21 protein-coding genes are annotated in these 24,209 nt (G+C 68.4%); 11 read left to right on the plus strand and 10 right to left on the minus strand.

Annotation, left to right across the window (positions count from 1 at the left end; all coding sequences use genetic code 11):
- Position 1: 1 nt before the first annotated feature.
- The 3 genes from cheD to H4O13_18625 form a co-directional block, all read right to left on the minus strand.
- Positions 2-601, minus strand: coding sequence for a chemoreceptor glutamine deamidase CheD (gene cheD, locus H4O13_18615; GenBank protein ID MBE5317410.1), 600 nt, complete (start codon positions 599-601; stop codon positions 2-4).
- On the minus strand, positions 598-1,452 hold the full coding sequence (locus H4O13_18620) for a chemotaxis protein CheR (protein MBE5317411.1): 855 nt from the start codon (positions 1,450-1,452) through the stop codon (positions 598-600). Before H4O13_18620 ends, cheD begins: the two co-directional genes overlap by 4 nt.
- Positions 1,453-1,627: 175 nt before the next feature.
- Positions 1,628-4,405 carry a HAMP domain-containing protein gene (locus tag H4O13_18625; protein ID MBE5317412.1) on the minus strand — a complete coding sequence of 926 codons (2,778 nt, stop codon included), beginning with the start codon at positions 4,403-4,405 and terminating at the stop codon, positions 1,628-1,630.
- Between the two features lie 234 nt (positions 4,406-4,639).
- Here H4O13_18625 and H4O13_18630 point away from each other — a divergent pair, with 234 nt between their 5' ends.
- Positions 4,640-5,002 carry an energy transducer TonB gene (locus H4O13_18630; GenBank protein MBE5317413.1) on the plus strand — a complete coding sequence of 121 codons (363 nt, stop codon included), beginning with the start codon at positions 4,640-4,642 and terminating at the stop codon, positions 5,000-5,002.
- Between the two features lie 183 nt (positions 5,003-5,185).
- Here H4O13_18630 and H4O13_18635 read toward each other — a convergent pair whose 3' ends face one another.
- A complete protein-coding gene (locus tag H4O13_18635) occupies positions 5,186-5,653 on the minus strand; it encodes an Lrp/AsnC family transcriptional regulator (protein MBE5317414.1) in 468 nt (155 codons plus the stop codon).
- 150 nt (positions 5,654-5,803) lie between these two features.
- Between H4O13_18635 and H4O13_18640 the strand changes: the two genes are divergently transcribed.
- The gene (locus H4O13_18640; protein MBE5317415.1) at positions 5,804-6,691 is read left to right on the plus strand and encodes a phenylalanine 4-monooxygenase; all 888 of its coding nucleotides are present in this window, start codon (positions 5,804-5,806) and stop codon (positions 6,689-6,691) included.
- Positions 6,692-6,734: 43 nt separating this feature from the next.
- Here H4O13_18640 and H4O13_18645 read toward each other — a convergent pair whose 3' ends face one another.
- Complete coding sequence (locus H4O13_18645; GenBank protein ID MBE5317416.1) at positions 6,735-8,366, minus strand: hypothetical protein; 1,632 nt, start codon at positions 8,364-8,366, stop codon at positions 6,735-6,737.
- 339 nt (positions 8,367-8,705) lie between these two features.
- Positions 8,706-10,559, minus strand: a complete 1,854-nt coding sequence (rho, locus tag H4O13_18650; GenBank protein ID MBE5317417.1) for a transcription termination factor Rho — start codon at positions 10,557-10,559, stop codon at positions 8,706-8,708.
- Between the two features lie 316 nt (positions 10,560-10,875).
- Here rho and H4O13_18655 point away from each other — a divergent pair, with 316 nt between their 5' ends.
- Positions 10,876-11,025: a DUF3149 domain-containing protein gene (locus H4O13_18655; protein ID MBE5317418.1), complete on the plus strand. Its 150-nt coding sequence runs from the start codon at positions 10,876-10,878 to the stop codon at positions 11,023-11,025.
- 80 nt (positions 11,026-11,105) lie between these two features.
- On the opposite strand, the gene trxA is transcribed toward H4O13_18655, so the two are convergent.
- The gene (gene trxA / locus H4O13_18660; protein MBE5317419.1) at positions 11,106-11,432 is read right to left on the minus strand and encodes a thioredoxin TrxA; all 327 of its coding nucleotides are present in this window, start codon (positions 11,430-11,432) and stop codon (positions 11,106-11,108) included.
- Between the two features lie 351 nt (positions 11,433-11,783).
- Here trxA and rhlB point away from each other — a divergent pair, with 351 nt between their 5' ends.
- The 5 genes from rhlB (at position 11,784) to H4O13_18685 (ending at position 18,331) form a co-directional block, all read left to right on the plus strand.
- A complete protein-coding gene (gene rhlB / locus H4O13_18665) occupies positions 11,784-13,163 on the plus strand; it encodes an ATP-dependent RNA helicase RhlB (protein MBE5317420.1) in 1,380 nt (459 codons plus the stop codon).
- A 4-nt stretch (positions 13,164-13,167) separates the two neighbouring features.
- Positions 13,168-14,061 (plus strand): type II secretion system protein GspC, encoded by an 894-nt coding sequence (gene gspC / locus H4O13_18670; GenBank protein MBE5317421.1) that lies wholly within the window; start codon positions 13,168-13,170, stop codon positions 14,059-14,061.
- Between the two features lie 89 nt (positions 14,062-14,150).
- Positions 14,151-16,226: a type II secretion system secretin GspD gene (gene gspD / locus H4O13_18675; GenBank protein MBE5317422.1), complete on the plus strand. Its 2,076-nt coding sequence runs from the start codon at positions 14,151-14,153 to the stop codon at positions 16,224-16,226.
- 2 nt (positions 16,227-16,228) lie between these two features.
- The gene (gspE, locus tag H4O13_18680; protein ID MBE5317423.1) at positions 16,229-17,698 is read left to right on the plus strand and encodes a type II secretion system ATPase GspE; all 1,470 of its coding nucleotides are present in this window, start codon (positions 16,229-16,231) and stop codon (positions 17,696-17,698) included.
- A gap of 192 nt (positions 17,699-17,890) precedes the next feature.
- Positions 17,891-18,331, plus strand: a complete 441-nt coding sequence (locus tag H4O13_18685) for a hypothetical protein (GenBank protein ID MBE5317424.1) — start codon at positions 17,891-17,893, stop codon at positions 18,329-18,331.
- A gap of 67 nt (positions 18,332-18,398) precedes the next feature.
- Here the strand turns inward: H4O13_18685 and H4O13_18690 are convergent, their stop codons facing one another.
- Positions 18,399-19,685, minus strand: coding sequence for an acetyl-CoA C-acetyltransferase (locus tag H4O13_18690; protein ID MBE5317425.1), 1,287 nt, complete (start codon positions 19,683-19,685; stop codon positions 18,399-18,401).
- A 109-nt stretch (positions 19,686-19,794) separates the two neighbouring features.
- On the opposite strand from H4O13_18690, the gene H4O13_18695 reads away from it, so the two are divergent.
- Positions 19,795-20,700: a hypothetical protein gene (locus tag H4O13_18695; protein ID MBE5317426.1), complete on the plus strand. Its 906-nt coding sequence runs from the start codon at positions 19,795-19,797 to the stop codon at positions 20,698-20,700.
- A 178-nt stretch (positions 20,701-20,878) separates the two neighbouring features.
- Here H4O13_18695 and H4O13_18700 read toward each other — a convergent pair whose 3' ends face one another.
- On the minus strand, positions 20,879-21,364 hold the full coding sequence (locus H4O13_18700) for a fasciclin domain-containing protein (protein MBE5317427.1): 486 nt from the start codon (positions 21,362-21,364) through the stop codon (positions 20,879-20,881).
- 284 nt (positions 21,365-21,648) lie between these two features.
- Complete coding sequence (locus H4O13_18705) at positions 21,649-22,143, minus strand: GNAT family N-acetyltransferase (protein MBE5317428.1); 495 nt, start codon at positions 22,141-22,143, stop codon at positions 21,649-21,651.
- A gap of 99 nt (positions 22,144-22,242) precedes the next feature.
- On the opposite strand from H4O13_18705, the gene H4O13_18710 reads away from it, so the two are divergent.
- Entirely contained in the window at positions 22,243-22,995 is a 753-nt protein-coding gene (locus H4O13_18710; protein MBE5317429.1) for a class I SAM-dependent methyltransferase, read from the plus strand.
- Positions 22,996-23,010: 15 nt separating this feature from the next.
- A complete protein-coding gene (gene gspF, locus H4O13_18715; GenBank protein MBE5317430.1) occupies positions 23,011-24,204 on the plus strand; it encodes a type II secretion system inner membrane protein GspF in 1,194 nt (397 codons plus the stop codon).
- The last annotated feature ends 5 nt before the right edge of the window (positions 24,205-24,209 follow it).

The following is a 24,209-nucleotide window of genomic DNA, read 5'->3' on the forward strand; positions in this document are numbered from 1 at the left end:
ATCAGTCGAATAGCTCCACGCCACCCGCACTCGGCTGCTGTTTGAGCTGGTTGCGGTAGGCGATTTCTTCAGAGGCGATGGCGGTGTCGTGCGCATGCGGCAGGCGACGCACCAGAACCTTGCCGGTGGCGGGGATGTACCAGACCTTGCGTGGATGGATGCTGCCCAGATCCTGGGCCACCACCGGAATGCGTTCGGCCTTCAGATACGCGATGACGAACTCGGCGTTGCGGGTGCCGACCGGGTTGGTCGTGAAACTCTTCAGCACGTTGCCACCGCCGAAGACCTTGGCTTCCAGACGCTCGCGTCGCGCGCCAGCCTTCAGCAGCTCGTTGATCAGGAGTTCCATGGCATAGCTGCCATAGCGCGCCGAGGTGTCGTCGACATCGCCTCCATCGGGCAGCATGAAATGGTTCATGCCGCCGATGCGCAGCACCGGATCGCGCATGCAGGCGGCCACGCAGCTGCCGAGCACGGTCGAAAGCGCGATATCGCGGTCGGTGACGACGTAGTCCGCCGGCATCAGCTTCAGTGCGTCCATCTGCAGCTGGACGTCGTAGTAGGGCATCGGGCCCTTCAGGCTGCGCGCAGGCGTGCTCATCCTCCGCTCCCGCTGGCAACCGGCACGTACACGGTTCGACCAAGATTCTTGAACAGGTCTGCGGCGTGGAAGAAGCTCTCGCTGTGGCCGGCATACAGGAAGCCATCCGCTTCGAGCAGAGGCTTCATCCGCGCCAGGATCGCGCGCTGCGTGGGCTTGTCGAAATAGATCATCACGTTGCGGCAGAAGATCGCAGCAAACGGGCCGTTGACCGGGTAGCGCGCATCCAGCAGGTTCAGTGGCGAGAAGCTCAGCAGCCGCTGCAGCGCGGGATTGACGCGCACCTTGCCGGCGTTGGCGCCGGTGCCGCGCTGGAAGAAAGCTTTCTTGCGTGCCTCAGGCATGCGCTCCAACCGCTCCAGCGGATACACCCCGCGCTCGGCGGTCAGCAGCACCTGGGTATCGATGTCGGTGGCGACAATCTCGACCGGCGGCGACAGCGTGCCGAAGGCCTCGCAGGCGGTGATTGCAATCGAATAGGGCTCTTCGCCGGTGGAGGCGGCCGAGCACCAGATCCGCACCTTGCCGTTCACACGCTTCATCTTCGGCAGCTGCTCGCGCAAATGCTCGAAATGGTGATCCTCGCGGAAGAAGCTGGTGAGGTTGGTGGTGAGCGCGTTGACGAAGTTCTGCCACTCGTCCTCGCCTTCGCGCTCAAGCCAGTCGAGGTAGTCGACGAAGTTGTCCATGCCGAGCGCGCGCAAGCGGCGCGACAGGCGGCTGTAGACCATGTCGCGCTTGCTGTCGGCCAGCGCGATGCCGGCGCGCGCGTGGATCAGGGCGCAGACGCGGCGGAAGTCGCGATCGGCGAACTCGAATTCGCGCTGGCCCTGGGGGGTTTCGCTGCTCATCGGCCCTCGTCTGATGCTGATTCCGCGGCGAGATGCCGCGGGGCGAACCGGCTGCAGCAAGCCCCGTGCCGCGCTGCCCCGCCGGGATTACGCCAGCGGCGCGGCGTGAATCTCCGCAAAGCAGAACGGGCGCGTCGGCGCCCGTTCTGCTTTGCGGCTTGCCCTTTGGGGGGGCTCAGAACTCCGTCCACTCCATGTCGTCGCTGGCCGATGGCGAGGCAGGTGCGTTGCGCATCGGCACGATCCTGGGCGCGGGGCGTGCTGATTGCGCGCTGCGGGAGGTCGCGGTCGCGGGCTTGCCTGGCTTGGCTGAAGCCGCCTTGGCGACGATCGGGCGCGTCGCCGGCTTGGCGGATTCGGCCGCGTTCTCCGTTGCAGAGTCGCTGCCCCCGGGCTTGCTCATCGGCGGCGCGTAGCGCGTCGCGGGCCGCGATGCGCCCAGTGCCGCCGGCTTGGCCGCTGACTGCGCGCTCAGGCGGAAGCGCGAGACCGCGCCAGACAGCGCCGAGGCCTGGTCTTCCAGGGCGCGCGCCGAGGCCGAGGCCTCTTCCACCAGTGCGGCGTTCTGCTGGGTCACCTCGTCCATCTGGGTGATGGTGGCATTGACCTGCTCGATGCCACTCGACTGCTCGGCCGAGGCGGCGCTGATCTCGCCCATGATGTCGGTGACGCGCTTCACCGAGGTCACGATCTCGGCCATGGTCTTGCCGGCCGAATCGACCAGGGCGCTGCCGGTGGCGATCTTGTCCACGGTGTCGCCGATCAGGGTCTTGATCTCCTTCGCCGCGCCTGCCGAACGCTGGGCCAGCGAGCGCACCTCGGAGGCCACCACCGCGAAGCCGCGGCCCTGCTCGCCGGCGCGCGCGGCTTCGACCGCCGCGTTCAGCGCCAGGATGTTGGTCTGGAAGGCAATGCCGTCGATCACGCTGATGATGTCGACGATCTTGCGCGAGGCAGCATCGATATCGCCCATGGTGGTGACCACCTCGCCGACCACGCTGCCGCCGCGTTCCGCGACTTCGCCGGCGCCGATCGCCAGCTGGTTGGCCGATCTGGCGTTCTCGGCGTTCTGCCGCACGGTCGAGGTCAGCTCTTCCATGCTGCTGGCGGTCTCCTCCAGCGAGGCTGCCTGCTGTTCGGTGCGACCGGACAGATCGCTGTTGCCCGCAGAGATCTCGCGCGCGGCGGTGTTGATGCTGTCGGTGGCTTCCTTGACCTGGCCGATGAGATCGCCCAGCGATTTCACCGTGGTATTGGCCGCCTGCTTCAGCGCGTCGAACTGGCCGCGATACTCGGCCGTGATGCTCTCGGTCAGGTCGCCCTTGGCCAGTGCGTCGAGCACGCGGCCGACGTCGCGCAGGCCCGAGTCGCTGACGGCCATCAGGCTGTTCAGGCCTTCGATCATGCGGCGGAATTCGTGCTGGAACTGGCTGGCATCGCCGCGCGCGCTGAAGTCGCCGGCGTTGGCAGCCGACACCAGGCGCTGGATCTCGGCGCTGATCGCGCCCAGGTTGCTCTTGGTGGTGCGCATGGCGTCGGTGATGCGCCGCTTCTCGCCGGGCAGCTCGGGCATGTCGGCCGACAGATCGCCGATGCCGTAGCGGCCGGTCAGTTCGATGGCCTGGGCATTGACCTGGATGTGGCCATCCACCAGCTCGTTGGTGCCTTCGGCGAGCTTGCGGTACTCGCCCTCGAACACGCCGGCGTCGATGCGGTGGCTGATCAGGCCGGCCGCGTGCTGATCCGCCATTTCCGTCTGCGCGGACGCGAAGCGGCGCACGACGGTACTGACCGATTCCAGCGCATTGGCAATCTGGCGCATCTCGTCGTTCGAGCGAACGTTGACGCGCTCCCGGAAAATGCCGTTGGCCAGGTCATTCGCCGAGGCCGCAATTTCGCGCACCGCGCGCCCGACGCTCTGGGTGAAGCCGAGGAACAGGTAGCCCGCCAGCAGGAGGGCGATCAGGATCGCGCTGATCACCAGCAGCCGTTCTCGCGTCAGGGCGTCGAGGCGCGAGTCGATCCGAGCCTTCAGCAGCGGCTCCACGATCTCGAGCATGGCGTAGACGGAGGCGTCGGCCGCCTGGCCCAGGCTGAGCAGTTGGCCCGTTTCCATTTTGATTTCTTCGGCATCGAGCAGGCCCTCCTTCATGCCCTTGCTCAAGGCCTCAAACGCCGTGGTGACGCCTTCCAGGCTGGTGGCGACCTGGCTGTAGTCGCTGCCGAGATTGCTCACTGCAACGGCGAGCGTGTCCAGCGCCGACTTGATCTCGCGGTCCGAGCTGGTGAGGTCGATGCGGTCTTCCACCCACACCGCGCCGCCGTCGATCACCAGATTGCCCAAGGCGCGGATGCGCAGCGAGCGGTCCAACAGGGCCGGGCCGTGTTCCGCGACGATCTCCCCCATCAGCAGCGTGGCCTCGTCGCTGTCGATGAACAGGTCGCTGGCGACGTAGAGCGCACCGAAGGTCGCGCGCACCTTCTCGATCAAGGCCATGTCGCGCTGGACGATGGTGTTGATGTCGTCGGATTCCTGGGTGGCCTCTGCGGCAGCCTCCTGCATCGCCTTGAGCGCGGCGGTGAGGCGGGGCTCTTCGGGCAGCACCGCCGAGTCGCGCACCAGTGCCTCCACCTCGTCGGCCATCACCTGCCGCAGTCGATTCGCCTCGGCCAACGCCTGCGAGTCGCCCGCCAGACCCTTGCGCGCCGAGGCCGCATGCGCCGAGACATTGCGGATCAGGCTGATCGCCTGAGGGAACAGCGCCTCGCCGCTCTGCACCTGCTGCAGGTGGCTCACCTCTTTGTTGATGCCTCGCACCAGGAGAATCGCCAGCACGATCGCCACGGCGACAAAGACCGCGGCGATCAGCATCAGCTTCGAGTTCAGGCGCAGCCGGTCCATGAAGCGGGCCGAGGGCGCAGTGGCGGCTTGCAGCAGTTCAAGTGGCGTCATGGGCGTAGCTCGGTCAGGCGTAGAGCCCCGGATGGGGCGGGCATGCGTCGGCCCGCCGTGCTGCAAGCGATGTGCCGATGGCAGCGACGGCCGGCCGGCAGCCGCAGACCCGGGGCGCGCCGGCAATCCGTCGGTGATCCGCCGGTATAGGCATTGCACTCACGACGGTGTTCGCAGTTTCTGCGAGCGCGCGCGCTGGCGCGCCCCTCACCCGTGTTGCTTTTGGAGACGCCTATGCGCCCCTCTGGTTTTTCGCCACTGGCACGCACGCTGTTGCTTGCTCTGCCCTTGGCTGCCTCCGCGTTGATCGCCATGCCTGTGCTGGCCGTCGCAGGCCCCGCTACGCCGCTGAAGACCGACCCGCCGAACTACCCACCCGAAGCCGCGCGCCGAGGCACCGAGGGCTTCGTTGAGGTCGAGATCGTGATCGGTGCCGACGGCAAGGTCAGTTCGGTCAACGTGCTGAAGGCACAGCCTGCACGCGTTTTCGAGCGCGAGGCGCTGGCGGCCGTGCGTCGCTGGACCTTCAATCCGGCCACCGAGGGCGGCGCTCCGGTCGAATCCCGAGTGCGGCGCAAGATCGAATTCAAGCTTTGAGGTCGCGAGCCGAGGCTCGCGATCGAACGACTTCTCGGCGCCATCCGGCGCCGAGCAGTCGCGTTTGCAGATCGTGCGACGCGCGAACCGGCAGCGGCCGGAGCTACACGCCCCCAGGCTCAGCGAGAGACCGGGTGAAGGGTCGGAGCAGGGCGGCTCCGGCGCGGCGACCCGCAGGCGCGATCAGAGCGGCAGGCCTTGGTCGGCCTTGACGGTCTTCAGCACGAAGCTGGTATTGACGTCGGCCACGGCGGACGAGGCCAGCAGCGTGTCGAGCAGGAAGCGCGAGAAGTGCGCGAGGTCGGTGACCACCACCTGGATCATGTAATCCGTGTCGCCCGACAGCGCATAGCAGGCGACAACTTCCGGCCAGTGCTTCACGTCCTCGCCGAATCGGCGCACGGCGTCGGCGTCATGGTGGCGCAGCTGCAGGCGCACGAAGGCCGACAGACCCAGGCCAAGGGCGGGAGCCGACAGTACGGCGCGGTAGCCGGCGATGACCCCGGCGGACTCCAGCCGCTGCACGCGGCGCAGGCAGGCCGAGGCCGAGAGGTTGATGCGCTCGGCGAGATCGGTGTTCGCAATGCGGCCTTCGGCCTGCAGGATGGCCAGCAGGCGGAGGTCCGTGCGGTCTAGCTGGGTGTCTTCCATTTCTTGCGCTGCCGGCTCGATCGAAGACCGAAGATTGCGTCAACGTCGCCCCATTCAGCAAGCACGCACGCGAATTGCGCGAGCTCGCCGATAGAGTAAGGCCCCACCAGAGCGTGCCGCGCGAGCACGTCCGCCGTCCGGGAGGCCGTCATGAACACACCGCAGCGCGTCGAGCACGCGATGACTGACAAGGGCTATGTGCCGCTCTACGCCACCGGCGTGGTCGAGCAGCCCTGGGACACCTACAGCGCCACCGACCACGCGGTCTGGGGCCAGCTCTACCGCCGGCAGCGCGAGCTGCTGCCCGGGCTGGCCTGCAGCGCCTTTCTGAAGGCCCAGGATGCGATGGGCATGGGCGAGGCGCAGATTCCGCGCTTCGACGACCTGAACCAGATCCTCGGGCGCACCACCGGCTGGCAGCTCATCGGCGTTGAAGGCCTGCTGCCTGAGCTGGACTTCTTCGATCACCTGGCCAATCGGCGCTTCCCGGTGACCTGGTGGATCCGTCGGCCCGACCAGATCGACTACATCGCCGAACCGGACCTGTTCCACGACCTGTTCGGGCACGTGCCGCTGCTGATGAACCCGGTGTTCGCCGACTACATGCAGGCCTACGGGCGCGGCGGTGTGCGCGCCCACGGCATCGGCCCCGAGGCCCTGGTGAACCTGACCCGCCTGTACTGGTACACGGTCGAGTTCGGTCTGATCCGCGAAGCCGAGGGTCTGCGCATCTACGGCGCTGGCATCGTCAGCTCGGCGGGGGAGTCCAAGTATTCGATCCAGAGCGATGCGCCCAACCGCATCGGTTTCGACATCAAGCGCGTGATGCGCACGCGCTACCGGATCGACACCTATCAGAAGACGTACTTCGTCATTGACGACTTCGAACAGCTGTTCGAGGCCACCCGCCCCGATTTCGCGCCGATCTACGCGGGGCTGAAGCTGTTGGAGAGCTTTCCGGCCGGCAGCGTACAGCCTGACGATCGGGTGATCACCCGAGGTACCGGCGAAGGCTGGCTGAGCGACGGCGACGTCTGAGCATCGCCGCCGGGCCCGCGGTGCGCGGGCCCGGCGACCCCGCTTACTTGAAGTTCTCTGCGACCGCCTTGGGAGCCGCGACCTCGTAGCTCGCGCAGTTGCCCGTGCTGCCATCAGGCTTGGCGCAGCTGGCGTTCAACATGCCCCAGACGAAGTCGCTCTGCAGCGAGATCAGCTGCGGCGTGCCGTAGCTGTAGAACCAGGCCAGATCTGGCGCACCGAACACCGTCTGCCCGTAGCCGATATCGCTGAGCCGTGGCTGCGCGCCTACGCCCTGCAGGCCCGGGTTGCCGGTCGCGTCCGGGCCGGCCTGCGAGTGGCAGGTCATACACGACGCGCTGCTGACGAAGCCGCCCTCGGTGATCGAGGCGCCGAGATTGATCTCCATGCCCTCGGCGGTGACGAAGTCGATCTGCGTGCCCTTCAGGCGATAGCTGTTCCAGGCCGGGTCGTCCTGCGTCGGGTCATTACCGGTGCCCAGCTGGCGGCCTTGGCCGACGCCCATCGCCTTCATCAGCGTGGTGAGCAGTACAGTGGGCTCCTCGCCGGTTTTGGCGGGCGGGTAGGGCTTGCCTAGATCGAAGATGACCTCGGCGCTAGTCCCGCCGGGCGTGGTGGATTCGAAGGCGGCTGCGGTGTGCGGCGCGATGAAGTTCTGCCGCAGCTCCGTGCCAGAGGGCGAGTGCGCCAGCGCGGTGAAGCCGAACGAGTCGTTGCAGCCGTTGTAGTCACAGCGGCCGGGGTTGGCGACGTGCTCGATGGCGTACCAGTGCCAGCCGGGCAGGGCTTTCGAGGCTGCGGTGATCGCCAGCAGGTAGTAGCGGCCAGGCTTGAAGTCTGGATTCCCGCCGACCTGGGCATCGACCATCAGGCTGATGTAGGGCGCGTCCGGATTGTTGGGCACCGGGTTGCCCGGGATGTCGCGGATCAGGCCGTTTTCGCGCATCAGCTTTTCGCTGATGAAGTCGGCCTTGAACATCACCGCGTCCGAGGGATAGCTGACCTGCAGGGCGCGGTTCCGGTAGGGCGCATTGGCAGCGGTCCAGTTGCTCGCGGCGGTGAAGCGCGCGCCCAGGCCCTCCTTGGTGTAGAGGTTCTGTTCGAAGGTGTAGCGCACGAAGCTGCGGTTGCGGAACACGATCTCGGCTTCTTCCTGCCGCAGGATGCGTGCCGGGTCGATCGAGCGCAGAAAGCCGAACTGGTGACTGCGGGTGAGACGCGCCGTGGTGCTCGACAGCTCGGGCGCATCGGTCCAGTCGGGTGGGAAGTACGGGCAGGCGGGGTCGGGCTTGCCCTGATAGGGCGGCGTGCGCGCCATGGCCTGCGGGTCGCAGCAGTCGGGTCCGCTGCTGCCCTCGGCGCAGATCGGCTTCGGGGTCGCTGGCCACAGGGTCTGGTCGGTGGCCCAGGTCCAGAAGCCCTGGTCGATCGCCTGCAGAAAGGACACCCAGCCAAAGGCATCCGGGCAGGTCGCCGCCGGGTTGGCGACATTGCCCCAGTCCACGCGGCCGTCGGCGAAGCTCGGTGCGCACTCGGGTGCGTCCTGCGGCGCCGAGCGGAAGTACATGGCTTCCTGCACCCCGTTCGGGGGGACAGCGGGCGCATCGGCTGCGGCAGCGAGTGCCGGGGCGGTGAAGAGGGTCAGCAGACACAGTCGAACAGCACGCAAGGGCATGGGCAGGCTCCGGTGTGTGGGGCTTTTCCAGCCTGCGCGCGCCAACATGTGATTCGCATCACAAAGCCGGGACGATCGGGGACGGTTTCGCTGCGTGTGCTCCCGCGGGCGACGCGCGAATTCCGCTGCGCTGGGAAAGAATCCCTGCAGATTCAGGCGCCTGAAGCCGATGCGCGAGTTTTCCGGGGGCGCGTCCACCCTGTCGGATCTGACGGGCGCCTGTGCAGGCTTGACGCCTTGCAATCTGCCCATCCTGTCCCGACGGCCCCGCCCACACGCGACGAAGCCCACGCGGATCGCTCCGCGCGGGCTTCGCCGGTGAGCTTCGAGAAGCGCGGATCAGCGCTTCATGAAGTTGAAGAACTCCTCGTTGGTCTTGGTGTTCTTCATCTTGTCGAGCAGGAACTCGATGGCGGCAAGCTCGTCCATCGGGTGCAGCAGCTTGCGCAGGATCCAGATCTTCTGCAGGAAGTCGGGGTCGATCAGCAGCTCCTCGCGGCGGGTGCCGGAGCGGTTGATGTTGACCGCCGGGTAGACGCGCTTCTCGGCAATGCGGCGGTCCATGTGGACCTCCATGTTGCCGGTGCCCTTGAACTCTTCGTAGATCACCTCGTCCATCTTCGAGCCGGTCTCGACCAGCGCTGTGGCGATGATGGTCAGCGAGCCGCCCTCTTCGACGTTGCGGGCGGCGCCGAAGAAGCGCTTGGGCCGCTGCAGGGCGTTGGCGTCGACACCACCGGTCAGCACCTTGCCGGAGCTCGGCACCACAGTGTTGTAGGCACGCGCGAGGCGGGTGATCGAGTCGAGCAGGATGACCACGTCCTTCTTGTGCTCGACCAGGCGCTTGGCGCGCTCGATCACCATTTCGGCGACCTGCACGTGGCGGGCGGCGGGCTCGTCGAACGTCGAGCTCACCACCTCACCGCGCACGGTGCGGCTCATTTCCGTGACTTCTTCCGGACGCTCGTCGATCAGCAGCACGATCAGATGCACGTCGGGGTGGTTGTAGCTGATCGCCGAAGCGATGTTCTGCAGCAGCATGGTCTTGCCGGCTTTCGGCGGCGAGACGATCAGGCCGCGCTGGCCTTTGCCGATCGGGCTCATCAGATCCATGATGCGGCCGGTGATGTCCTCGGTGCTGCCGTTGCCGCGTTCGAGCACGAAACGCTGACGCGGGAACAGCGGCGTGAGGTTCTCGAACAGGGCCTTGTTCTTGGACGCCTCCGGCGGCTCGCCGTTGATCGTGTCGACCTTGGCCAGGGCGAAGTAGCGCTCGCCGTCCTTGGGCGAGCGGATGCGACCGGTCATGTAGTCGCCGGTGCGCAGGTTGAAGCGGCGGATCTGGCTGGGCGAGATGTAGACGTCGTCCGGGCCGGCCAGATAGCTGGCTTCCGCACCGCGCAGGAAGCCGAAGCCGTCGGGCAGGATTTCCAGCACGCCTTCGCCAGCGACACCGTCGCCGAAGCGGGTCAGCACCTTCATGATCGCGAAGGTGACGTCCTGCTTGCGCATACGCGCCACCGTCTCGGTGATGCGCAGGGTCTCGGCCAGGTCCATCAGCTGGTCGGCGCGCATGCGCTTCAGCTCGGTCAGGCTGTAGCTCGGCAGGTTGGCCGGCGGCTGGTAGTGCGAGTACTGCGGCGGGCTGGGTGCGGCGTCTTCGTCGACATCGCCGCCGTTCTGCTGGGACTGCGCGCGCTCGCGGTTGCGGCGCTCGCGGCGACGCTCGCGGAACTCGCGGCGGCTCTCGCGGCGCTCGCGGCGCGCGCGCTCGGCGGGGTCTTCAGAGCCATCGCCGGCCGCGGCGTTGGCGTTCTCGCCGCTACCTTCGGCCGATCCGGCGGGCTGCGCGCTGTCGATGGAGTCGCCGCTGCCGTCGGCCGATGCGGCTGGCGCAGTGCCGGGAGCACGCTGCGCCTGCGCAGCCGGGCCCGGTGCGGGCGCTGTGGCGATGACCGGCTCCACGCTGCGCGCTGGCGCCACAGGCGTGGCCGCAACCTCGGCCACTGGCGCGGCGCTCATCGGTTCCGGCGCGGGCGTGGATGCCAGCGGAAGCTCAGGCTGGGCGACTGGCGCGGGCTTGGGCGCGCGCGGCGCACGCGGAGGCTTCGGCGTGGGGGCGGCAGGCGTTGGGGGCGTCGATTCGGCGCGCGTGAGCGCGTCGTCGCCGTTCGAAATCTCGTTCTCGGACAAGGGATACCTCGCGTACTGCGAGCGATGGATTCTTGCGAATCGTGGGGGAATCGGGGGAGGGGTGCCGCAGAGGGTGGCGGGCGTGATCGCGCCGCGATGCGGGCAAACACTACACGCCGCGCTGCGCCGCGGCAAGCTGCGAGCGTGCTGGGCGCGCTTGTCGTTCAGCCCGACGGGCCGAGCGACATGGCCGAGGCCAGCCGCGGATCGCTACGTTGATGATCCTGGCGGGCGCGGGATTGCGCATGCTCAAGCCGCTATGAAGGGCGCGAGCGCAGTCTTCGCGTCTGCCTTCGTCCACCGAGGGGGAAACACCATGGACGCGTGGCGCGCTCTGCCCACGACGGATGCCGGCCTGCTCAGGCTTGGCGTCATCGCCTTCATGCTCGCCATGGGCGGCTTCATGCTCTGGAAGTTCGGGCGCTTCATGGCCGAAGACGAGGCAAAGGCCGGAAAGCCCCGCTGAAGCCGCGTCCACTCCTATGCAGTGACGCCCGTCGCGGGCGTCACTGGCGGCAGGCGGGTCGAGAACGCGTCGGTGTCGCGTCAGATCGCCTTCTGCACGAACTGACTCAGCTGGCTGCGGTTCACTGCGCCGACCTGGGTGGCGGCGACCTTGCCGTCCTTGAACAGCATCAGTGTCGGAATTCCGCGCACCGCGTACTGGCGCGGGGTGCCCGGGTTGTGGTCGATGTTGAGCTTGACCACCTTCACCCGGCCGGCGAACTCCTGCGCGACCTGGTCGACAATCGGACCGATCGCCTTGCAGGGGCCGCACCACTCGGCCCAGAAATCGACCAGCACGGGTTCGCCGGATTTCAGCACTTCGGCGTCGAAATCGGCGTCGCCGACGTTCTTGATGAGTTCGCTCACGGGGGGGCTCCTGATGCGGCCGGGCGAAGCGCCCGGCAAGGACATGGTGGGCCGGGACGTTGCCGACCGGGGCTGCATTTTGGGCCAGCGGCGCGTGAAGCGGGTGCCGCTGCGACCGCGCAGGCTTGGGCTACACTTGCGGCCGATGCCTGAACTTCACAAGCCGTCCGCCCTGCATCCAGCCCCGCTCGGGGCCCGCCTCCGCGCCTGCCGCGGTGGCCGTGGGCGCCTCTCTCGGCCTTTCCTGATCTCGCAGCGGAACCCGGGCGGACTCGCCTGGCGGGCCGCAGTGTGCGTTCGCTGGACGGGCCACGCAAGCATCCGCGCGCGCCGCGGACTGCCGGAAACCCCATGAGCGACAAGCCCCTTACCGACATCGCCTTTTCCAGTCTCGACCTGCACCCCGTGCTGCTGCAGGGACTGACCCAGGCCGGCTTCACCCGCTGCACGCCGATCCAGGCCCTGACCCTGCCCTTGGCGCTGACCGGGCGCGATGTCGCCGGCCAAGCCCAGACCGGCACGGGCAAGACCATCGCCTTCCTGGTGGCGGTGGTGAACCGCCTGCTGACCCGGCCGGCGATTGCCAGCCGCGGCGAAACCGACCCGCGCGCGCTGATCCTGGCGCCGACGCGCGAGCTGGCGATCCAGATCCAGAAGGACGCCCAGAAGATCGCCGCCGACACCGGTCTGCGCTTCGCCCTCATCTATGGCGGCGTCGACTACGACAAGCAGCGCGACATGCTGCGCGCCGGCTGCGACGTGATCATCGCTACACCGGGCCGTCTGATCGATTACCTGAAGCAGCGGGTGTTCTCGCTGTCGGCCTGCGAGGCGGTGGTGCTGGACGAGGCCGATCGCATGTTCGACTTGGGCTTCATCAAGGACATCCGCTTCCTGCTGCGGCGCATGCCGCCGGCGGGCGAGCGCCAGAGCCTGCTGTTCTCGGCCACGCTCAGCCACCGCGTGCTGGAGCTGGCCTACGAGCACATGAACGACCCGGAGAAGCTCACCGTCGAAACCGAGACGGTGACCGCGGCGCGCGTGCGCCAGGTCGTCTACTTCCCCGCCGCGGAAGAGAAGATCCCCCTGCTGCTCAACCTGCTTGCGCGCAACGACTCCCGCCGCAGCATGGTGTTCGTCAATATGAAGGTCGCCGCCGAAAAGGTCTGGCGCCGGCTGGAACGCCAGGGCCACAAGGTCGCGGTGCTGTCGGGCGACGTGCCGCAGAAGAAGCGGCAAAGCCTGCTGGCCAAGTTCCAGCGCGGCGACCTGCATATCCTGGTTGCCACCGACGTCGCTGCGCGCGGCCTGCATATCGACGGCGTCAGCCACGTCTACAACTACGATCTGCCGAACGACTGCGAGGACTACGTCCATCGCATCGGCCGCACCGCGCGCCTGGGCGCCGAGGGCGACGCTGTCAGCTTCGCCTGCGACATGTACGCGATGAGCCTGCCCGAGATCGAGTCCTATATCGAGCAGAAGATCCCGGTGGCGCAGATCACCCCGGACCTGCTGGCGCCGGTAGCCGCGATCCCGCGCGATGCCGCGGCCGCCGAGGACGAAGACGAGGACGACGGCTCGATACCCACCAACCCGCCGCCCTCCGACAAGAGCAGCGATGCCGCGCGCAAGCGCCGTCGTCGTCCGCGTCGTTCCGGTGGAGGCGGCGGCACCGGCGGGAATAGCGCGGCGGGCGCGCCGCCCGCGCCGTCGACGCCGGCAGGTTGAGCCCATGCAGGCCGCACTGGCTCGCCTTTCCAACGTGTTCTGGGCGCGCCTGTTCACGCTGGCGGCGGCCCTGCTCGCGCTGTGGGCGTTGGCTCGGCTTGCCCTGCTGCTGATTGCCGGGCCGGCGATTCCGCTGCAGCCTTCGGGCTTTCAGCCGCTGGCGGCCGGGGCGGCTCCGGCCGAGGCCAACATCGCCCGCTGGAAGCTGTTCGGCGAGGCGGGTGTGGCCATGGACCTCGCGGCACTCGCGGCCAATGCGCCTGAGACCGCGCTCAAGCTCACCCTGCGCGGCACCCTGAATCTCGAAGGCCAGGATCAGGGCATCGCGATCATCAGCGATGAATCCGGACGCCATGCGCGCTATGCCGTCGGCGACGCGCTGCCGGGCGGGGCGCGGCTCACCGGGATCAGCGCCGGTCGCGTGCTGCTGGAGCGCAACGGGCAGACCGAAGGCCTGAGCCTGCCGCGCGAGGACGGTGCCCGACCTGCGCCGGGTGTGCGGCCGGGCGCTGCGGCGGCGGGCGCTGCGGACGGGGTGGATCGCAGCATGCCCTCGCCCTTCATCAATCCGATGATCGCGCCCGGCGCCCCCGACATGGAGAGCATTCGCGATGCCACCGGCATCGACGCGGCCGAACTGGCCAGCCAGGTGCAGGTGTTTCCGGTGCTGGAGAACGGCCGATTCGCCGGCGTGCGGCTGTCGGCCGGTCGCGACAGCGCGCTGTTCGAGCGCTCGGGCTTGAAGCCCACCGATATCGTTACCGCGGTCAACGGCATCCCGCTTGACGGCCCGCAGCGGCAAAGCGAGCTGATGGAGTCGCTGCGCGACGCCCGCAGCCTGCAGCTGACCATCCGCCGCGACGGCCGCGAGCAGCAGCTCGGCGTGGATCTCAAGTAGCGGCGGTCGCGCGTCCTGCTCGCGCTATCATCGGCCGCCCGTCGCGCGGACGCGCGGCGAATCCTTACTGCACAGCCTTCGGATCGCCCATGCGCCATCGCCTGTTGACTGCCGCCATCTGCATCGCGCTGGCCCTCCCGGTGTCTGCCCAGACGCCCGCTCAGCCCACCGCACCGGCGGTGATGATTCCCCAGGTGGAGCAGGCAGCGGCAGCAGAGGCGGCCCAGCCGGGCTACACCAACGGCAATGGTCGCCACACGCTGAACCTCAAGGCCGCTGACATCAATGTGCTGATCGAGACGGTCAGCGAGATCACGGGCAAGAGCTTCATCGTTGACCAGACGGTCGCCGGCGCGGTGACCGTGGTGTCGCGGCAGCCGATGACCGCCGACGAGATCTACGAGGTTTTCCTGTCGGTGCTGCGTGTGCACGGCTACACGGCGGTGCCTGCCGGCAGCATGGTCAAAATCGTGCCCGACGTCAGCGCCGCCCAGCAGGCGCCGCTGGCCGGCCAGAGCGGCGGCGATGCCCAGCTCACCCGCATCATCGATCTCAAGCACGTCTCGGCCCAGGAAATGATGGCCCTGCTGCGCCCGCTGATGCCGCAGCAGGCGCACATCGCCGCGCACGGCGGCAGCAACAGCCTGCTGGTGGCGGATCGCGCCTCCAACATCGATCGCATCGCCGCGATCATCCGCCGCATCGACGTCGCCGCAGATTCTGAAATCGAAGTGATCCCGCTGCGGCACGCGCGCGCCTCCGAGATCGCCCGCACGCTGGCCGCGCTGGAGCAGGGCGGTGCGCAGGCGGCGGCCGGGCAGGCGAGCCCCTCCAGGGTGCTGGCGGACGAACGCACCAACTCGCTGCTGCTCTCGGGCGACCGCGCCCAGCGTCTGCGCGCGCGCAGCCTCATCGTGCATCTCGACACCCCGCTGGATGGCGGCGAGGCCACCCAGGTGGTCTACCTGCGCAATGCCAAGGCGGAAGACCTGGTGCCGGTGCTGGACGGCGTCGCCGGGACGCTGACCGGCTATGCCGCGCCGGCGGAGGGACAGCCCGGCAGCGCCAAGGTCGCGACCATCCAGGCCCACGCCGAGACCAATGCGCTGGTCATCAGCGCCGCGCCTGCGGTGTTCCGCGAATTGGAGTCGGTGATCCGCCAGCTCGATGTGCGTCGCGCACAGGTGCAGGTCGAGGCGATCATTGCCGAGGTCAGCGACGAGCTGGCCTCCGAGCTGGGCGTGCAGTGGCAGAGCGCTGACGTCGGCGAGGATGCGCGCGGCGTGATTGGTGGCACCAACTTCGGCGGCAGTACGGGTACTGGCGGCATCGCCAGCGGCCTGGAGAACCCACTCAGCGTGATCGGCGGTAATGGGCTGAATATCGGCTACCTGCGTGGCTCGATCACCCTGCCCATCGGTGGCGAGGACGTCACCGTCTTCCAGCTCGGCGCCCTGGTCAAGGCGCTGCGCGGCGACGGCCGCGCCAACGTGCTGTCCAGCCCGAGCATCGTCACCCTCGATCACCAGGAAGCCGAGATCAAGGTCGTGCAGGAGGTGCCCTTCCTGACCGGCCAGTACACCAACACCTCGACCAATGGCGGCGCGAATCAGCCGACCAACCCGTTCCAGACCATCGACCGTCGCGACGTCGGCGTCATCCTCACGGTGACTCCGCACGTCAACGAAGGCGATGCGGTGCGCCTGGAGCTGAAGCAGGAAGTCTCGGCGCTGGCGCCGCAGGCCTCGGGTGCAGTTGACCTGATCACCAACAAGCGCGAGCTCTCGACCACGGTGCTGGTGCCCGACGGCGGCCTGCTGGTGCTGGGTGGGCTTACCTCCGAAGAAGCCACCGAGAACGTGCAGGGCGTGCCGGGCCTGTCGCGCATCCCGCTGCTCGGCAACCTGTTCAAGTCGCGCGGCGCCAAACGCAACAAGCGCACGCTGATGGTGTTCCTGCGCCCGACCATCCTGCGCGATGCGGTCACCGAAGCCGCGGTGAGCTCCGAGAAGTACAACTACATCCGCGCCGAGCAGCTGCAGATCCGCGAGCGCGCCGGCAGCCGCATCGGCGGCGAGCAGCAGCCCCTGCTGCCCGAGCTGCCGCGCGACCTGTTCCAGACACCCCCGCCAGTGCAGAACGAGTCGGAGCGTCCGCAGCCGTGAGCCTGCCCGCGCGCCCGGGTTTCGGTTTCGCCCGCCGCCACGGCGCCACCGTGCGCGCGCTGGACGACACCCAGGCCGAGATCATCTACCGCCCCGGCGTCGCGCCGGAGGTGATCGCCGAGCTGCGCCGTCATGTGGCTCGGCCTATCACCCTGAGCCCGCAGTCGACCGAAGAGTACGAACGCCTCCTGCGTCAGCTCTACGAAGGCGGCGCCGAAGATGCGCGGGCCATGGCTGCCGATTTCGACGAACGCGCCGATCTCAACCAGCTGGTCGATGCCCTGCCCGAACCGCAGGATCTGCTGGAGAGCGAGGACGAGGCGCCGATCATCCGCCTGATCAATGCGCTGCTTACCGAAGCGGTGAAGGAGAACGCCTCCGATATCCACCTGGAGCCCTTCGAGCACAGCCTCTTGGTGCGCTTCCGCGTCGACGGCGTGCTGCGCGAGGTGCTGCGGCCGCAGAAGGCGGTGGCCCAGCCGGTGGTCAGCCGCATCAAGGTGATGGCCAAGCTCGACATCGCCGAGAAGCGCCTGCCACAGGACGGCCGCATCAGCCTGCGCATCGCCGGCCGCCCGGTCGACGTGCGCGTATCGACCATTCCGGCCGGCTTCGGCGAGCGCGTGGTGCTGCGTCTGCTCGACAAGCAGGCGGGGCGGCTGGATCTGGCCGAGCTGGGCATGGACCCGGTGACCCTGGGCCACGTCGATCGCCTGATCCACCGTCCGCACGGCATCCTGCTGGTCACCGGCCCCACGGGCTCGGGCAAGACCACAACCCTGTATGCGGCGCTGTCGCGACTCAATGACAGCACCCGCAACATTCTCACCGTGGAAGACCCGATCGAGTACTACTTGGACGGCGTCGGCCAGACCCAGGTGAACCCCAAGGTCGAGATGACCTTCGCCCGCGGGCTGCGCGCGATTCTGCGTCAGGATCCCGACGTGGTCATGGTCGGCGAGATCCGCGATCTTGAGACCGCCGAGATCGCTGTTCAGGCGTCGCTGACCGGCCATCTGGTGCTGTCGACCCTGCACACCAACTCCGCCGTGGGCGCGGTGACCCGCCTGCGCGACATGGGCGTCGAGCCCTTCCTGCTGTCCTCCTCACTGCTCGGCGTGTTGGCCCAGCGCTTGGTGCGCCGCCTCGATCCCGCGCAGAGCGAGTGGTACACGCCCAGCCCTGGCGAGTGCGCGCCGTTCGGCCGCCAGCCGGTCGACGGGCTGCGCTTCGCGCGCCCGCGCGCCGACCTGCCGGGCCGGGCATCCGGCTATCGCGGGCGCAGCGGCGTCTACGAGGTGGTGCTGGTCGACGAGGCCATGCGTGCCCTGATCCACAGCGGTGCCTCTGAAGTCGAGATGGTCCGCGCCGCGCGTCAGAACACGCCCTCCATCCTTGACGACGGCTGGGCCAAGGTCACCGCCGGGTTGACCTCGGCGGATGAAGTGCTGCGGGTGACTCGCGACGACTGAGCCCAGCGCGTCGGCGGCGCGCTGGCATGCGCGATGCAGGGCGCCGTCGCTGTTGGCTCGGGGCATATCTGGCCTGCGCCGCCAAGCTTCGATTTCGCGTTACGTCGCTAGAGTTGCCCGCGGCCTGCGGCCGCCGCAGGCGCTTTCATCCACCGGCCGTCGAACCTTCCCTGCCACGCCAAGGAGACACTCATGCCCGTAGCCCGTCGCATCCCCGCCCTGTTCGCCGCGCTGCTGCTGCCCGTGGCCGGGTTCGCCCAAGCCAACGAGTACGAGGCCATCGTGCGCGCCCAGCTCGAAGCCATCAAGTCGGTCGGTGCGGGCGAGGGCTACAGCCAGGCTTTCGACGACCACTTCGACCTGCTCGGCAACCAGGCCAGCGATGACTACACCTTCGAGTTGAAGTCCGGACGCGAGTACTTCATCGCTGCCGTCTGCGACCAGGATTGCTCGGACCTCGATCTCAAGCTGTTCGACGAGAACGACAATGTCATCGCCGAAGATGCGCTGGTCGACGATGCGCCGATTGTGCGCGTCACGCCGCGCTGGAGCGGGCAGTTCCGCCTCAACGTCGGAATGTATGACTGCGGCAACGCGCCCTGCTTCTACGGCATCAGCGTGATGGGTCGCTGAGCCCCGCACGCCCCGCAATGACAAAGCCCGCCGAATGGCGGGCTTTGCTTCTGTGGGATCGGCGGCTTCAGCGTTCGAGAATGGCGGTGACGCCCATGCCGCCGGCGGTGCAGACCGAGACCAGACCGCGGCCGCTGCCGCGCTCTTCCAGCAGCTTGGCCAGGGTGGCGATGATGCGTCCGCCGGTCGCCGCGAAGGGATGCCCGAAGGCCAGCGAGCTGCCGACCACGTTGAGCTTGGCCGGATCGATGCTGCCCAGCGGCGCGTCGAGGCCGAGCTTGTCGCGGCAGAAGCTCTCGCTTTCCCATGCGCGCAAGGTGCACAGCACCTGCGCGGCGAAGGCCTCGTGGATCTCGTAGAAGTCGAAGTCCTGCAGCGACAGGCCATGGCGCTTCAGCATCTGCGGCACCGCCCAAGCCGGCGCCATCAGCAGGCCCTCGCCGTGCACAAAGTCGACCGCGGCGACCTGCGCGTCGACCAGCCAGGCCTGCACCTTCAACCCGCGCGACTCGGCCCATTCCTGAGTGCCCAGCAGCACGGCAGAGGCGCCATCCGTGAGCGGCGTCGAGTTGCCTGCGGTCAGCGTGCCGCGGCCGGAAATCTTGTCGAAGGCGGGCTTCAGCGTCGCCAGCTTCTCGACGGTGGTGTCAGGCCGCAGGATGTTGTCGCGGGTCATGCCGCGGAAAGGCACCACCAGCCCCTCGAAGAAGCCGCGCTCGTAGGCAGCGGCGGCCTTGTGGTGCGAGGCCGCGGCCAGCGCGTCCTGATCCGCTCGGGCGATCTTCCATTCCTGCGCCATCAGTTCGCAGTGCTGGCCCATGCTCTTGCCCGTGCGCGGCTCGCCCACGCCGGGGAACTCGGGCTTCAGTTCGCGCGGCGAAAAGCCGCGAAAGGCGCGCAGGCGATCACCGGCGGAGCGCGCCATGTTGGCGTCCAGCAAGCGTCGGCGCAGCGGGCGGCTGACGTTGATCGGCACGTCCGAGGTCGTGTCGGAGCCGCCGCCGATGCCGGAGTCGATCTGTCCCAGCGCGATCTTGTTGGCGATGTGGACGACGGTATCGAGGCTGGTGCCGCAGGCGCGCTGCAGGGTGATGCCCGGCGTCGCCGGCGAAAGGCCCGAGGACAGTGTGGCCTCGCGGCCGAGGTTCCAGTCGCTGCTGTGCTTCAGGACCGCGCCGAGCGCGACCTCGCCCAGCTGCGCGCCGTGCAGGCCAAAGCGTTCGACGAGAGCGCCCAGCGTGCGGATCGACATGCCGAGGTTGCCGACATCGGCATAGGCGGTGTTGTTGCGGCAGAAGGGAATGCGGACGCCGCCGAGGATGCCGACGGGGCGGACTGTGCGGGTGGGGCTCATGCGCTTCATGCCGTGCAAGCCAAAGGTCGGCGGATAATAGCCCAGCGATTCCGAGCGAAAGCTTTAGCGCAGGCCGCGCGCGCCTGCCATTGACGAAGGAAAGCCTCAAGTGGACGAGAACCTGAACTGCTTCGGCGCACTCGCGCTGGAGATCAGCCCGCAGTCGGCGAACGAGGACGCACCTGTCGAGTTCGCGTCTGGCCAAGAGACGCTCGAGCGCGAGGCCGCCGAGCCGCTGCTGGAGCCGATCCTGATCGATCTGCAGCGCCTGCTGCCTGCGGCCTCCCGCCTGGATCTGGGGCTGGCCATGGCGAGCTTTGATCCGGCCGAGCTGCTGCGCCCGGGTTGGCCGGTGTTCACTGCGCTGGCAGATCTTCTGGTGGGGGCTCCCGGCGAGCGCTCGCAAGCGCGGGTCGTCAGCCTGTGGGCCAGCGGTGGTCGTATGCCCGCGCCGGGCCTGCAGCCGGACCCTGCACTTCGCGGGGGGCCGCTGCGGCTGCTGCCCTTCGTGCTGCACGGTGGCGCTTCCCGCATCGCCGAGGTCGGCCAGCAAATGGAGTCCGAGCTGATCGAGAAGGGCATGGCTGCAGCGGCCACCGCGCTGGCCGCGCAGAGCGCCTTCGGCCTGCCGCTGGAGCACGTGCGTTACCTCAGCCTGCACGATCTCTGCGCAATGACCGCCCTGCAGTACGAGCACGCGGGGCTTGCGCCCGTGTGGAAAATGATCGAGTGCGCGCTGTTCGCGCCGCAGGCCGAGGAATGGGTCGCCGAGAGTGATGAGCCGCCAGCGCTGTACGCCAGCGGCGACGTGCGGATCGGCGTCGAGCCCGAAGCCCTGCTGAGCGCGCAGGCCGAGGCGCTAGGGGTGCCAGCGAGTCGCCTGGCCCAGCTGCGCCGCCTGCGCGCGCGGCAGTGGCAGGCGGTGCTGGCGGCGCACGGGATCAGCGCAGAACTCGTCGAACTCAGCAGCGCCGAGGCCGAGGGCGAGCTGCGGGCGCGCCTCAGGAAGCACTGAAGAGCTGGGATTCGGGATTGGGGATTCGGGATTCGAAAGAGCAGGCAGCGAAGGCTTCGCGGAATCCCCAATCCCCAATCCCCAATCCCCAATCCCGAATGCCGAATGCCGAATCCCCAAATAGCAAGCCCCGAGGCGTGCGCCCCGGGGCTTGCGAACTCCGCGGTTCGGAGCGCGCTTACGGCAGAATCACGGTGTCAATCACGTGGATCACGCCGTTGCTGCCGACGATGTCGGTGGCGGTCACGGTGGCGTTGTTGATCTTGACGCCATTGCTGGTGTCGATCGTGAGCTTCTTGCCGTTCACGGTATCGGCTTCAGTCAGGCCGCCCACGTCGGCCGCCAGCACCTTCGCGGGGACTACGTGGTAGGTGAGGATCGCGACCAGCTGCTCTTTGTTCTCAGGCTTCAGCAGGTTCTCGACGGTGCCGGCCGGCAGCTTGGCGAAGGCGGCATTGGTCGGGGCGAAGACGGTGAACGGGCCCGGGCCACTCAGGGTCTCGGCCAAGCCGGCCGCCTGCACCGCTGCGACCAAGGTGGAGAAGTCGGGATTGCCGGCGGCGATCTCGACCACGTTCTGCTCCTTCTTCGTGCCGTGGTGGTCGGCGAAGGCGATGGGGGCGATCAGCAGGGCGGCGGCGATAAACATCAGACGCTTGAACATGGCGTTCTCCGGCGAGTGTTGGGAATTCAGCGGTGTGCTGCACGCCGCGTTGGGCCGTATGCCCGTCGCTTCAGCGTGGCGCGCAGTCTGCGCAGGTCACTGTTCAACGCCTGTCTATTTCCGGTGAGAGCGGTCTTGAGTGATGCGAAGCGCGCTTTCACCGGCGCGCAGACGAGATGAAGGCGCGCTCACGCCTCTCTCGCCGTTCAGCGGAGCGCCGCGCTCTGCCGCCTTGTGCCCACGGCGCCGCCATCGCGAGCCGCTCTTGCGCAAGCCACGAGGCTTCACCCGCGTGTGGAGACTTCAAACATCCGGTAGTGCGCTTCCGCCATGCCGAGGGCGCTGTAGGTGGCCTGTGCGTGGGCGTTATCGCGCTCCACGTACAGGCGCAGGCCGCAGACATCGGCGCGGGCTCGGGCCTCGCGTTCGACGCTGTCGTACAGCGCGCGGAACACGCCGCAGCGGCGCGCTTCGGGCCGCACGTACACGCTCTGGATCCACCACCAGTCGCCGCAGCGCCAGTCGCTCCACTCGCGAGTCAACATGAGTGCGCCGACTACGGTGCCGTCGCGTTCGGCGACCCGGTACTGGCCTTTCGCGGCGTCGGCCAGCAGCAGGGCCACGCCCGCGCGCAGGCGCTCCGGGTCGAGTGTGAGCTGTTCGGTCTCCAGCGCCATGGCTGCGTTGAAGCCGACCAAGGTGTCGAGGTCTTCCGGGCGCGCGGGGCGGATCGTGATCGGCGGCATCGGGCTTTGCAGCGGGAAAGGGCGATCCTTCATTCTGCGCGAGTGCGGACGCCAGAGTCGCCGTGGGCGCAGCGCAGCCCGCCCATTCGGCCGAAAGTCTTGAGGCCCGCCGCGGCTGCTAGACTCCGCGCCATGTTCAAGGATCACTTCTCCGCCCAGGCCGGCCTGTATGCCGCGGCGCGCCCGAGCTATCCCGAGGCGCTGTTCGACTGGCTGGCCGGCCTGCCTGGTGAGCGCGAACTCGCCTGGGATGTCGGCTGCGGCAGCGGTCAAGCGGCGCTGCCACTGGCGCGTCGCTTCGAACGGGTGGTTGCCACCGACCCCAGCGCCGCCCAGGTCGCGCTGGCGGACACGCTGGGCAATATCGACTACCGCGTCGAGCCGGCCGAGCTGCCGTCCCTGCCGCTGGGCAGCGTTGACCTGATCACCGTCGCTCAGGCTCTGCACTGGTTCGATCGCGATGCGTTCTACGACGCGGTCTATGGCGTCCTGAGAAAAGACGGCGTCATCGCCGTCTGGTGCTACGGGCTGTCGCTGGTCATGCCGCCGGTCGACCAGATCTTCATGCGTCTCTACCGCGGTGTGTTGGGCCCGTACTGGCCGCCCGAGCGCAAGCATGTCGAGAACGGCTATGCCGAGCTGGCGTTTCCGTTCGAGCCGATCGAGGCGCCACGTTTCAACATCGAGCTGGACCTGCGTCTTGCGGATTACCTCGACTACCTGCGCAGCTGGTCTGCCAGCCAGGCTTGGCTGCGCAAGCACGGCGAGGATCCGGTGCAGCAGATTGCCGAAGAGATGGCGATCGCCTGGGGCGATCCCGAGCAGGCGCGTCGCGTGCGCTGGCCGATCCATCTGAAGGTCGGACGGCGCTTGCCGCCCGACTGATCGCCCGCGCATCCCATGCCTGCTTTCGAGTACAGCGCGCTCGATGCCGGTGGCCGCCGCACGCGCGGCGTGCTGCAGGCGGATACCGCACGCTCCGCCCGCAGTCAGCTGCGCGAGCGCGGGCTGAACCCGCTCACCGTCGACGAAGCCGCGCCGTCCGCCGGAGCGGGCGCGCGCAGCCTGGGTAGCGCCCCGCGCGCCCTGCTGATGCGTCAGCTGGCGACACTGGTGGCCTCGGGCCTGCCCATCGACGAGTCACTGGCCGCACTGGCCGAAGGCAGCGAGGGCCGGCTGCGCAGCCAGGTGATGGCGCTGCGCGCCCGCGTGCTGGAGGGCAGCACGCTCGCCGCCGCTATGGCCGAGTACCCGGGCTCGTTTCCGGCGCTGTATCGCGCGTCGGTGGCGGCGGGTGAGGCGGCCGGCAAGCTCGACGGCATCCTGCTGCGTCTGGCCGACTACGCCGAGAGCCGCGACGCGCTGGGCCGACGCGTGCTGTTGGCGCTGACCTATCCCCTGCTGCTGTCGACCGTGGCGATCGCCGTGGTTGCCGGCTTGATGGTCTGGGTCGTGCCCCAGGTGATCGGCGTGTTCAGCCAGTTCGGTCAGGCCCTGCCGCTGCCCACCCGGATGCTGGTCGCGCTGTCAGGTTTCGTGCAGGCCTATGGGCTCTGGCTGCTGCTGGCTCTGCCGCTGCTCGCTGCTGCGGCATGGCTGGCTCTGCGCCAGCCCGGCGCACGCGCCGCCCTGGATGCGTTCAGCCTGCGCGTTCCGATCTGGGGCCGTTTGGCGCGCGCGCTGGACACCGCGCGCTTCGCCCGCACCCTGGCCCTGTTGACCGCTGCCGCGGTGCCATTGCTGGAGGCGCTCTCGATCGCCAGCCAGGTGGTCCAGAACCGCAGCCTGCGCGAGGCGCTGGCGCGCGCTTCCTTGCGGGTGCGTGAGGGGCAGGGGCTGTCGCGGGCCCTGGCCGACAGCCGACAGTTCCCGCCGGTCGCGCTGCGCTTGATCGCCAGCGGCGAGCGCAGCGGTCGTCTGCACGCCATGCTCGATGAAGCCGCGCTGCAGCAGGAGCGCGAGCTGGACACCGCGCTCGGCGTGGCCATGGCCGCGCTGGGCCCGGGCGTGATCCTGCTGATCGGCGGCCTGGTGCTGTTCGTGGTGCTGGCGATCCTGCTGCCGATCTTCCAGATCAACACCCTGGTGCGCTGAGATCC

The sequence above is a fragment of the Lysobacterales bacterium genome, assembly GCA_014946745.1.
Taxonomy (GTDB): Bacteria; Pseudomonadota; Gammaproteobacteria; order Xanthomonadales; family Xanthomonadaceae; genus Aquimonas.